This is a genomic window from uncultured Methanobrevibacter sp. (assembly GCF_937906425.1).
Lineage (GTDB): Archaea > Methanobacteriota > Methanobacteria > Methanobacteriales > Methanobacteriaceae > Methanobrevibacter.
Genome location: NZ_CALCYR010000146.1, coordinates 1 through 11,892, shown reverse-complemented (window position 1 = coordinate 11,892; position 11,892 = coordinate 1). Strand labels below are relative to the sequence as shown.

The 11,892-nt window shown below is 29.3% G+C and carries 9 protein-coding genes; 8 read left to right on the top strand and 1 reads right to left on the bottom strand.

Annotated elements, in window-relative coordinates; translation table 11 throughout:
• Positions 1–80: 80 nt before the first annotated feature.
• On the bottom strand, positions 81–323 hold the full coding sequence (locus tag Q0138_RS04160; RefSeq protein ID WP_297981341.1) for a KEOPS complex subunit Pcc1: 243 nt from the start codon (positions 321–323) through the stop codon (positions 81–83).
• A 366-nt stretch (positions 324–689) separates the two neighbouring features.
• Here Q0138_RS04160 and Q0138_RS04155 point away from each other — a divergent pair, with 366 nt between their 5' ends.
• From Q0138_RS04155 to npdG, 8 genes are all read left to right on the top strand, one after another.
• A complete protein-coding gene (locus Q0138_RS04155) occupies positions 690–923 on the top strand; it encodes a hypothetical protein (protein WP_297981338.1) in 234 nt (77 codons plus the stop codon).
• A complete protein-coding gene (locus tag Q0138_RS04150; protein ID WP_297981334.1) occupies positions 916–1,335 on the top strand; it encodes a PIN domain-containing protein in 420 nt (139 codons plus the stop codon). Before Q0138_RS04155 ends, Q0138_RS04150 begins: the two co-directional genes overlap by 8 nt.
• A gap of 655 nt (positions 1,336–1,990) precedes the next feature.
• A complete protein-coding gene (rplJ, locus tag Q0138_RS04145; protein ID WP_297981331.1) occupies positions 1,991–2,473 on the top strand; it encodes a 50S ribosomal protein L16 in 483 nt (160 codons plus the stop codon).
• A 285-nt stretch (positions 2,474–2,758) separates the two neighbouring features.
• Positions 2,759–5,038 carry a phosphoenolpyruvate synthase gene (gene ppsA, locus Q0138_RS04140; protein WP_297981328.1) on the top strand — a complete coding sequence of 760 codons (2,280 nt, stop codon included), beginning with the start codon at positions 2,759–2,761 and terminating at the stop codon, positions 5,036–5,038.
• Positions 5,039–5,369: 331 nt separating this feature from the next.
• A complete protein-coding gene (locus tag Q0138_RS04135; RefSeq protein ID WP_297981325.1) occupies positions 5,370–6,848 on the top strand; it encodes a hypothetical protein in 1,479 nt (492 codons plus the stop codon).
• Between the two features lie 665 nt (positions 6,849–7,513).
• Positions 7,514–8,527 (top strand): GNAT family N-acetyltransferase, encoded by a 1,014-nt coding sequence (locus Q0138_RS04130; RefSeq protein WP_297981322.1) that lies wholly within the window; start codon positions 7,514–7,516, stop codon positions 8,525–8,527.
• Between the two features lie 314 nt (positions 8,528–8,841).
• Positions 8,842–10,377: a CCA tRNA nucleotidyltransferase gene (locus Q0138_RS04125; protein ID WP_297981319.1), complete on the top strand. Its 1,536-nt coding sequence runs from the start codon at positions 8,842–8,844 to the stop codon at positions 10,375–10,377.
• Positions 10,378–10,974: 597 nt separating this feature from the next.
• Complete coding sequence (npdG, locus tag Q0138_RS04120) at positions 10,975–11,661, top strand: NADPH-dependent F420 reductase (protein ID WP_297981316.1); 687 nt, start codon at positions 10,975–10,977, stop codon at positions 11,659–11,661.
• Positions 11,662–11,892 lie beyond the last annotated feature (231 nt).

The following is an 11,892-nucleotide window of genomic DNA, read 5'->3' as shown; positions in this document are numbered from 1 at the left end:
AATTTATCTTATTTTGTTGTTTATGAGATAGTTTTTATTGAATAAAACTATTAAATTATTTTATTTTTTTAAAAAGTTTTTCAGGATTCTTTATTTTCATTTTGACCTTTTAATATATTCTCTGCTAATATTTCATTTGATATTAAATCGTCTGCAGTTTTTAAAAAGCTTCCAAGTTTATCATTTTCAATTTTAAACTCAATTTCATCTTCTTTTAATTCAGATTCTAAAAATCCCTTATTGTCAATTTCCAATGATTTGTATATGATTTCAGCAGATTCCGGATCTTTGTATTTTAGTTTCATATTAGATTTTATTTTCATTTTTAGCCCCTTTGAATTATGATTAATTAATGCACTTTTTAGGAAATTTTAGTTTATTTTTGTTATTCATGTTTTTATTTTATTTGTTTTATTAATTTATTTTTTTATTTATTTCCTTTACTTTACTTTAGTTTATTTTAGTTTATTTTAGTTTATTTTAGTTTGTTTTATTTATTTTATTTAATTTATTTATTTTATTTAATTTATTTTTTTTATTTTCAAAAGGTTTTATCTCATAAGTTAATTTAATATTGTTAATTAAATTTGCGGTATCATTTTTTTTTAAAATACAATTTTTTCCGATAAATATATATTATTCAGAATAAATATTAATAATCATATTAATTTTATTTGATGTGATTTTGTATGAGTTTAGCAAGCAGTAAATTATACGGCAATGATGAACTACATTTGCCGAAAATAATAAAAGAGGAATTCAAGGAGTTCCCTATAGATGAAAACACAATATTTGAATGGGATATACAAGATGGTGAAATCATACTGACACCAAGACAGAAGGTAACTTTGGATGATGTAATTGGAATGATAGATGATGACGGTGAAGACTGGGACACAGACGAGTTGATCTACAATGGCTAAACTGTTTTTTGACACATCATTCATCATACCGATATTTAAAAGAAATGACACCAACCGTGATGTAATCCTTAAAAATAAAAACATACTTCTTGAAAACGAATGCTTTATAAGCCATGGAATAGTGGAGGAAGTTATAACCGTAATAATGATGAGAACCAAAAGTATCGAAATTACAAAAAAGGCATACTACTTTCTTGTGGATAACTTCACAATACTCAACGAACACGACATAGAAAGATACAATGACAGGGTGTTCTCAATATTCAAAAAATACAATTCCAATACTTATAAAGCAAGTTATATTGACTGTTCAAGCATAGTAATTACTAGACACTTTGATTTGGATCATGTTGTATCTCTAGATAAGTTTTTTGAAAAATTCGAAGAAATAAAACTGTTTGAATTAAATTAATTCACTCTTAAAAAAAAGAAAAAATGTAAAATAGCATATTAAGCTATTTTATTATAATTTTTGAACTTCTAGTTTTTGCAGTCTAGTATGCATCACCTGCAAACTTGGTGCTTGCCTTTAAAGTTCGTCAAGTTCCATTTCAAAGTATCTTGCGTATTTTTCCAGTGAATAAACCTATGATTTCTGGTTCCTTCAGATGGTTGGAGGTAATGGACAGGTTTTTCAATAGTGCATTGTTTTTCATTTTTCATCACTCTTTAAATTTTTTAGATTTTTTATGAAAATATTAAAATTTTGTCATCATTATTTCATAAAAATGCTAACATTTATTAATGTTTAAAAAAATAAATAATGTTATTCTATCTAACTTAATATATTATTAATAATATGAAATATAAGAGATCAATTTTTTGATGAATCTTGCTATTATTAATTTTTATCAAATTTATATGGCTCTTGGCGTGATAGTAAGAATATAAATTATAGATTATATTGTCTTAATATGGGGTCATGCCAATCTAAGCTGTTATTTTTATCATGTACTGATAGAACTTATTTGTTTCAACTTAATGTTGATTGGGAATAACTTAAATAGGCATAAAAATAAAAAGAGAAATTTTAAGTTATTCAATTACTATTATATGGAGGACTATTAATGGTTCGTGCTTATTCAAGAAGAGAATATATTAGAAAAATACCAAACTCAAGAATTGTTCAATATGATATGGGTAATTTATCAGAAGATTTCCCAGTAAGAGTATCTTTAGCTGTTAAAAAACCGGCTCAAATTAGACATAATGCATTAGAAGCTGCTCGTATTGCTTCTAACAGATACATGCAAAGAGCTGCTGGTAGATTAGGTTACCACTTAAAATTAAGAGTATACCCTCACAACATCGTAAGAGAAAATCCTATGGCAACCGGAGCAGGTGCGGACAGGGTACAAAGTGGTATGAGAAACGCTTTCGGTAAAGCTATCAGTGTAGAGGCACTTGTAAAAACTAATCAAAAAGTTGTATCCATTGATGTAAACCCTAAAAACTTTGAAGACGCTAAAGTTGCTTTAAAAAGAGCATCTATGAAATTGCCTGTTTCCTGCAGAATCGTTGTGGAAAAAGGTGAAGAATTACTTAAATAGACTGATTGAATTCAATTCTATTTGATTTTAAATTAAATATTTCAGCACTGATCTTTTAATTCTAAATTAAATATTTCATCATTGATTTTTTAATTTTAAATTAAATTTTTCATCATTGATCTTTTAATTCTAAATTAAATATTTGGGCTGTAATTCTTTAATTCTAAATTCAATTTCAATTAATTTTTATTTTTTTTAATTTATTGGACTTTTTTTTAATATCCAAACATTATTGTCATTTAATTAATGGGAAATAATAAAAATGGTTATTTAAGGAGAAAAACTATGTATGTTACAAAGTTTGAAGATTTAAGTAAAGATGACATTGGTATTGCTGGTGGAAAAGGTGCTAATTTAGGTGAATTAACTCAAGCAGGCATTCCTGTTCCTCCAGGATTTGTTGTAACCTCTGAAACTTATGATAAGTTCATGAGGGATACTGGAATTTTTAATCGTGTTATGGATATTATAGATCAAATTGATATCAACAACACTAAGGAACTTCAAGAAGCTGCTGAAGACATTAAATCAATCATTATCCAAACTCCTATTCCTGATGATATTTCTACCTTGATTATTGAAGCATATAATCAATTGTCTCAAAGAGTGGGTGTTGAAGAGGCTGATGTGGCTATCCGTTCATCTGCAACTGCTGAAGACTTACCTGAAGCATCATTTGCAGGTCAGCAAGATACTTTCTTACACGTTCAAGGTATTGACAATGTAATTGAATATGTAAGAAAATGTTGGGCTTCATTATTTGAGGCAAGAGCAATCTTCTACCGTGAAGAAAATAACTTTGAACACTCTCAAGTATATATTGCAGTTGTAGTTCAACAAATGGTTGATGCGGAAAAGGCAGGAGTAATGTTTACTGTAAACCCATCTACCGGTGAAAACATTGCTTTGATTGAAGGGTCTTGGGGACTTGGTGAATCTGTAGTCAGCGGAACCGTAACTCCTGACAATTACAGTGTTGACAAGGAAACCAATGAGGTTTTAAGTGTTGTTATCAGTGATAAGAAAACCTGGTTTGTAAATGATGAAAACGGAACTTCCATCCAAGAGGAAGTCCCTGAAGACATGAGAAAGGCCAGAGTTTTATCTGATGAAGATTTGGAAAAATTAGTTGAAATGGCTAAAAGAATTGAAGGAAACTATGGAAAACCTCAAGATACTGAATGGGCTTTCCAAAACGGCGAATTATTCTTATTGCAATCCAGACCTATCACCACCTTAGGTGATGCAGAGAAGAAAGAGGAAGATGAGGGCGAAGTTGACTTGGAAGTTTTAATCAAAGGTTTAGGTGCAAGTCCAGGTTTAGCTTCCGGTACTGTAAAGGTTATCTTGAACTTGGATGAACTTGACAAGGTACAAAACGGTGACGTAATGGTTACCACAATGACCACTCCTGATATGGTGCCTGCAATGAAAAGGGCAAACGGTATTGTAACCGATGAAGGTGGAGTAACCTGTCACGCAGCTATTATTTCAAGAGAATTAGGAATTCCTTGTGTTGTAGGTACTGGAGACGCAACTACTGCCTTAAAAGAAAACCAGGAAGTTACAGCTGACGGTAAAAAAGGTTTGGTTTATAAGGGAATCATTAAAGGTGAAGAGGAAAATGAGGCTGCTTCCGGTGCAGTTCAAGTTTCAGCAACTCCTTTGATTACCGTAACTGAAGTTAAGGCTAATGTAAGTATGGCAGAAGCTGCTCCTAAGGCTGCAGCAACTGGTGCAGATGGTGTAGGTTTACTCAGAACCGAACATATGATGTTATCTACAGGTATTCACCCTAAAAAATTCATCCTTGATGGTGAAGAGGACAAGCTTGTAGATGTAATTGCTGAAAATGTTTTAAAGGTTGCTGACGAGTTTTATCCAAAACCTGTATGGTACAGAACTCTTGATGCTCCAACAGATGAATTCATCACTCTCGAAGGTGGAGAAAACGAACCTAGAGAACACAACCCTATGTTAGGTTGGAGAGGTATTAGAAGAGAATTGGATGAACCTGAAATCCTGAAGGCTGAATTTAAGGCAATCAAGAAGCTTCATGATAAGGGTTACACAAATATTGGAATCATGATTCCATTGTCACAACACCCATCCGAACTTAGAAAAGCCAAGGCTTTATGTGAAGAGGTAGGTCTCAGACCACACATTGATATTGAATTTGGTATGATGGTTGAAATTCCTGCAGCTGCAATCTTGATTGATGAATACATTGCAGAAGGTATTGACTTTGTAAGTCTTGGAACCAATGACTTGACCCAATACACTCTTGCTGTAGACAGAAACAATGAATTTGTAGCAAAACATTACAGAGAAGAGCACCCTGCAGTAATGGCATTGATTGAAAGAACAATTAAGCATTGTGCTGCTGCTGGTGTAACTTGCAGTATCTGTGGTCAAGCAGGTAGTGTACCTCACATTGTTGAAAAACTTGTTAAATTTGGAATTACCAGTGTATCTTCCAATACTGATGCAGTTGAGGAAGTTAGAAAAACTGTTGCAAGAGCTGAAAAGAAAATCATGCTTGATGCAGCTAGAAAACAATTATGATTTCAAATTTAATTTAAGATTTAAATTTTTAAATCAGATTTTTAATTAATTTTGAATAATTCCTTTAATTATTCGATTTGATTTTAATTTGATTTTCGGATAATTTGATTTAAAAATTATTCAAATTTTTATTTTTTTTAATTTTAATTTTAATTTTAATTTTAGGTGTAATATGAATAAAAAATTAAAATATATTTCATTTTTTTTTTAATTTTAGGTGTAAATATGATTAAAAAAATTAAAATATGTTTCATTTTTTTTAATTTTAGGTGTAAATATGATTAAAAAAATTAAAATGTATTTCATTTTTTTTTAATTTTTAGGTGTAAATATGAATAAAAAATTTAAAACACTATTCCTATTGTCTATTTTACTTATATTAAGTGTAAATATAGCTTATGCAAGTGAAATAAATGAAGATAATAGGTTATCCAATGGAATATCGGAGGAAGTGAAAGTATCTATGGATACTGGAGATGATTCTTCAAGCATTTTAGTTTCTGAATCTGATTCTTCTGATAATGAAAGTAATTTGGGTTCTGTTGGTTCTGGTTTTTCTTCTGATAATGAAAGCGATTTAGAGTCTGTTGATTCGGATTCTTCTTCTAAGAATGAATCTGATGTTGCGGATTCCTCTGTAAAAAATAAAACTGATCTTATTAAGACAAAAATTACATCCAATGTCAAGTACATTATCTATTCCAATTATTTAAAGGTCTACTTAAAGGACATTAATGGAAAAGCCCTTTCAAATGAGTCAGTTCTCTTTCATGTAAAGTCCAGGATTTACAATAAGACCACAGATGCGAATGGTATGGCTAAATTGCAGATAAATCTTAAAACTGCCACTTATAAAATCAAGTTGGAATATTTGGGAAGTGATATTTACTCTTCCTCAACTAAGGCAATGAATTTAAGGGTTATCTGTAAGCCTATTTATACCTGCTTGTCCATTGTTGATGATTTAATATATGATGGCAAATATCTTAAGGTCCTATTAAAGACAAAGAATGGCAAGGCCATTTCCAATCAAAAGCTGAGAATCACAATCAATTCAAAAACATATATAAGAACCACAAAAGCAAATGGGGTCGCTGCAGTTAAGATAAATCTGAAGTCAAGGGATTATGCTGTTTTGGTTAAGTATTCAGGCGTAAAGAATTATATGGATTCAAGCAATAAGGGCAAGGTTCATGTTTTAAGCAAGGTGTTATTGGGATCCAATGCCTATGGCAAGGTTGAACTCTTAAGCCTTATTGGAAATTCCTCATCTAAGATTAGAATTGCATATGTTGTAGGTCTTCATCCAATAGAGCATCAGATTCATGATGTGGTTTATGGCATCATGAAGAATAAGAGGAGCATGAAATATGCATATTATGTCTATAGGGTTACTGTTGCAAAGAAATCAGGTTCATATTCAATAGATAGGACTCGCGGACAGATGCTTGCAAAAACTTATGTTGTTCCTCATGTTAACAAGCAAAAATATAATTTGATGGTTGACATTCATTCAACAACAGGTATTGCATATAAATACAGTTATTTTGTACATGTTCCTAAGAATAAGCATAAGGCTTCAATGAAATTAGCAAATAAGCTTGTTAAGATTGTTCATTCAATTGAAAAGAATTCAAAGATGAGATATTATTCTCCTCAACCTCAGACAAGTCCTCCTTATTTGACTTTGCCTGTTATGAATGCAGGAACTCCTACATTTGTTTTTGAAACATTGACAAGTGAGGATATATCTCAAACAAATAAAAGAGCTAATATCTTGATTAATGCAATAGATAAATTATTTAACTGATTTTTCTATTGTAATTTTTCCTTTAGGATAGAAGTCTTTTTTAAATTTTTCTTTTCTATTTTTTTTATTTATTTCTTATTTTTTTTATTTATTTCTTATTTTTTTAATTTATTTCAATTTTTAAGCTCTTTTTATTTTTTTTAATTCACTTCTTTTTTATAATTTCATTAAATATAATTTTCAAGTATTTACTTTTTCAATATTAGTATTATTTTAAATTTTTCATTAAAATTTTGGAATGACTAAATAAATTGGTATATACTGTTATTTTTTTGGAATAACTAAACTCTGTTCGTATTTTTAGCTAAACTAAATTTTAAATCGAATATTTTAAATATAAGTAATTTAAAATAATTACTTAACTGAGTATAATATTGAAATGTTTATTAATTTTAAAGTTAATTTTATAAGTTTTTAATCTAATTTAAAATTCATTATTCATTTTAAAAAATACTGTAAGTTTTAATCTAATTTAAAATTCATTATTCAATTTAAAAAATACTGTAAGTTTTTAATCTAATTTAAAATTCATTATTCGATTTAAAAAATATTGTAAGTTTTAATCTAATTTAAAATTCATTATTCGATTTAAAAAATACTGTAAGTTTTTAATCTAATTTAAAATTCTTTATTTAATTTAAAAAAAATACATATGGGGATATGCAATGAAATTAATTCTAAGAGATGATGATTCACAAAGGGTCTATATTACAGAAAGGACATTGGATGTGATTGATTTATTGAAAAGCGAATATGATTACATCTATGAATCAATTGAAAATGAGGGTTTTATCATAAAGGCTCCAACATGCAGCCTATTCAAGGAGCTGCTCTTTGAAAATCAGGTTGTAGGTTTCTGTTCATATGACTTTTCAAGGGAATTTCTAACTGCAGCATTAAACAATATCTATGTTCTTCCTGAATTTCGTGGAAATGGATTGTTTTTATCCGAACTTAAGAAAACCATGTCAGAACATAATAAGCCAAGCATTGTTGAACCTACCCGTCTTGTGGTTGAGCTTCTTGTAAAATACGGTTTTGCATACAAGCTAAGTGAGAATATCGTTGCAAGCGCAATAGAATTTGTCATTCCCGGAGAGCATGTAATGTCAAATATTGACTATGATGCTGAGGAGGAGCTTTCCACACATTATTATGACCTTGAAACCTGTTCAAGTTTCCACTTTCTTGATTTGGAGAATGCTTCAATTGCATATAGCAGTCCATTGAATTATGATATTATTCATTATGACTGTTTGGATAAGAGGATGGACAAGGATGAAAGTCATTTGATGGAAGTTCAAAAATTGTTTTTAGACAATGAAAATGAGTTTAGGGAGATTATATTAAAGCTTGAAAAGGATCTTCCAATCATTACATACTCCCTTGAGGAGATAATCGGGGATGATGAAAACTTGTCATTGTATATTGAATCATTGGTGGATGACGCTCATGTAAGTCTTGGGGAGGCCTATCAAATCAAGGAACAGATTAGGGAGGAATATGAGTCTGGAATGATTTTGGACGAATCTCTTATGATTAGACTTGCTTACTTGTTTGACAGGCAGCATGAGGTTAGAATAAAGTCACACAGTGAGAAATGTCCATATTGTCAAATGCCTATTGACAATCATGACAGGTATTGTCACTTTTGTGGAATTGCTTTAAATAATGTTTAATTAGAGTTATTTTAGTTATTATTTTTTCTTTTTTTTATTTTATTTTCATTATTTTAGTTATTTTAGTTATTATTTTTTCTTTTTTTATTTTATTTTCTTTATTTTAGTTATTTTAGTTATTTAAACTATTTAATCACTAAAATATTCTTTTCTTTTTTTCAATTGATAAATGATTTAAATTTTTTCTTTAAAAAGAATTTGAGAAAATAAATTTAATTTTTTAATTAATTTAATTTTTGGTAAAATTATAAAAATTATAAAATTAATAAATTAAATTAAGAAAATTATAGCATTGATAAGGGAAATGAATAATTATGAATTATGAATTTATATTAAAAGATTTAAAACCAAGCCAAGAAGAGATTTCTGCAGTCAATAAAACCACAAATAAGGTTATAGATTTTATCAATGATCTGTGCAGGAAAGAGAATATTGATGCAAAGGCTATGGCTGTAGGTTCAGTTGCTAAAAACACTTGGTTAAGCGGCAAATCAGACATAGATATTTTTATACATTTCCCATTAGAAAGGGATATTGATGAGCTAAAGGAAATTGGTTTGGATCTTGCATATAAAACCAATGATGCCTTGAATGGCTCTGCAAGTGAACATTATGCTTCACATCCCTATTTAACCTGTATTATTGATGGGATGGAAGTTGATATAGTTCCATGTTATCTGATTGAGGACGGAAGTCAGCTTAAATCAGCTGTGGATAGAACCATTTTACATACAAATTATGTAAAGGCCAATTTGAATTCCCATAAATCAGAGGAAAATTCAGAAAAAATTTCAAGTGCTGAAAATTCATATCTGAATCAGGAGGATGAGGTTCTTCTTCTAAAGAAATTTATGGATTGCGTTGGAACATATGGCTCTGAATTCAAGACAGGGGGCTTTGCAGGATACCTGTGCGAATTGCTGATTATTCATTATGGAAGCTTTGAGAGGACCTTGAGAGAGGCTTCAAACTGGAAATATCACACAATCATAGACATTGAGGATTATAAAAGCTATGACAAGAAGATATTTAAAAAGGATCCATTGGTTGTCATTGACCCAACCGACATGAACAGAAATGTCGGGGCTGCATTAAGGCTTGAGAGAATGGTTGACTTTATCATTGCTTCAAGAAACTTTTTGGCAATTGTTGACGGTGACTATTCTGATGCGGAAAGGGAATCAAGGATAAGGGAATTTTTCAATCCTCTTGTAAAGGCTCAGTTTTCAGAAAAGTCAAAGAATGAAATACTTGCAGACATCCTAAATGACTTTAGGGATAGGCAAACCCAGTCATTAATAATCAAGTTCCCAATTCCTCAAATGAATGCAGATGCCTTGCATCCCCAGTTATTGAAAACAGTGGCTTCACTGGAGCAAAAGCTTGAGGATGAGGAATTTTCAGTATTCAATTATGACTACTGGACTGATGAGAAGGAAAATGTAATATTTCTCATTGAGTTGAATGTTTTCAAGCAAAGCAAATATTATATTCATGAAGGTCCTAAGATGTGGAATAGGATTGCTTCCAGTAATTTTGGTAAAAAATGGGGAGAAGATATGTATGTCCTTGATGACTTTCTTGTTCTTAAGAGGGAAAGGTCATTTAAAACAGCTAGAGAGTTTATTGAACACATACTTAAGGATGAAAATATACATTTAATTAAGGTTGGAAAGGATATAAAAGAAACTCTTTGTGGTGGCTCATGTCAATTGTTAGAAATCAATGACTTTGAAGTGGATGAGTTTTGTGATTTGCTTTGTGAAATTTCTATGGATGATAAAGTTCAAATGGAATTTTTAAACTTTTTGGACGACTTCTTAAATCCGGGCCAATATGTAAAAAGGTAAGTTTTGATTAATTTTATTTTTTTTATTTATTTAAAATAAGTTTTTTTTATTCTTTTTTTAGTCTATTTTTTTTAAATGGGTTTTTTTATTCATTTTTTTATTCATTTTTTTATTCATTTTTTTATTCATTTTTTTATTTATTTTAGTCTATTTTTTTTATTTAACTCTTTTCATTGATTTTTATAAGTTTTTATTTTTTTAATTTTATTAATTTTCTAAATTTTTTAAATTTTATTAATTTTTCATTCTTGAATTTTTCATTTATTCAATTATATTTTCATTTTTTAGAAACTTAATCAAATTAACTTTAATTTTTTATTATTTTATCCATCATTTTCAATAATGTGGTGAATATTATTCATATTTTTTTAAATATGCTTTATTTTTTTAAATTTTTTTTAATATTTAAACCTTATTTTCAAAATCTTCCACTAATTTTCAATCTTAGTTTATTCTTTTAATTTTATACAATTTTTTAGTTATTTTGATAAATTTAAGTTATTTATAACAAACATAAACTATATTTATAATGTTTAACATAATTATGTATACCTAATTATAGGATTAAATTTTAATTTATGAATCGAGGGATAAAAAATGATTGTTAGCGTAATTGGTGGAACTGGTCCACAAGGTTTAGGAATTGCTGAAAGATTAGCAATTGAAGGCGTAGATGTTATCGTAGGTTCTAGAAAAGAAGAAAAAGCTTTAACTGTTGTAAGTGAAGCTAAAGAAGCTTTGTCTGACTACGATTTATCTAACATGAAAGGAATGGCTAATGAAGATGCAGCTAAAGAAGGAGACATTTTAATTCTTACAGTACCTTTAGCAGCACAAAAACCTACTCTTGAAGGAATTAAAGAATTCTGTAATGATAAGATTATTTTAGATGCAACAGTACCTTTAGAAACAGCTATTGGCGGAAAACCTTTCAGATTCATTGATTTAATGGAAGGATCTGCTGCTGAAAGAACTGCAAAAATCTTGGAAGGAACTGGTGCAAAGGTAATCTGTGCATTCTGTAACATTTCCAACTCTCACCTTGCAAACATTCCAGAAGAAATCGACTGTGACTGTTTGATTGCAGGTGACGATAATGAAGCTAAGGAAATTGCAGCTGAATTAATCAACAAGATTCCTGGAGTAAAAACAATTGACACAGGTATTTTGGAAAAGGCTAGAATAATTGAAAAGATCACTCCATTATTAATTGGTTTAAACATTAAGTACAAATCCCATTATGGTGGACTTAGAATTACTGGAATTCCTAAGCTTGATGAATAATTCCAGATTTTCTACTAGATATCCGGTGTAAAAACTGGATTAAAATTAATATTTAGAGGTTTTTAAAAAACTTCTACTCTTTTTTTATTTTTATATTTATTTTTTGTGTTGTGTTTTTTTTCTATTTTTTTTATTTTTATCTTATTTTTTGAGTTAGGATTTATCTATTATTTTTTTCTTATTTTTTGAGTTAGGATTTATCTATTATTTTTTTCTTATTTTTTGAGTTAG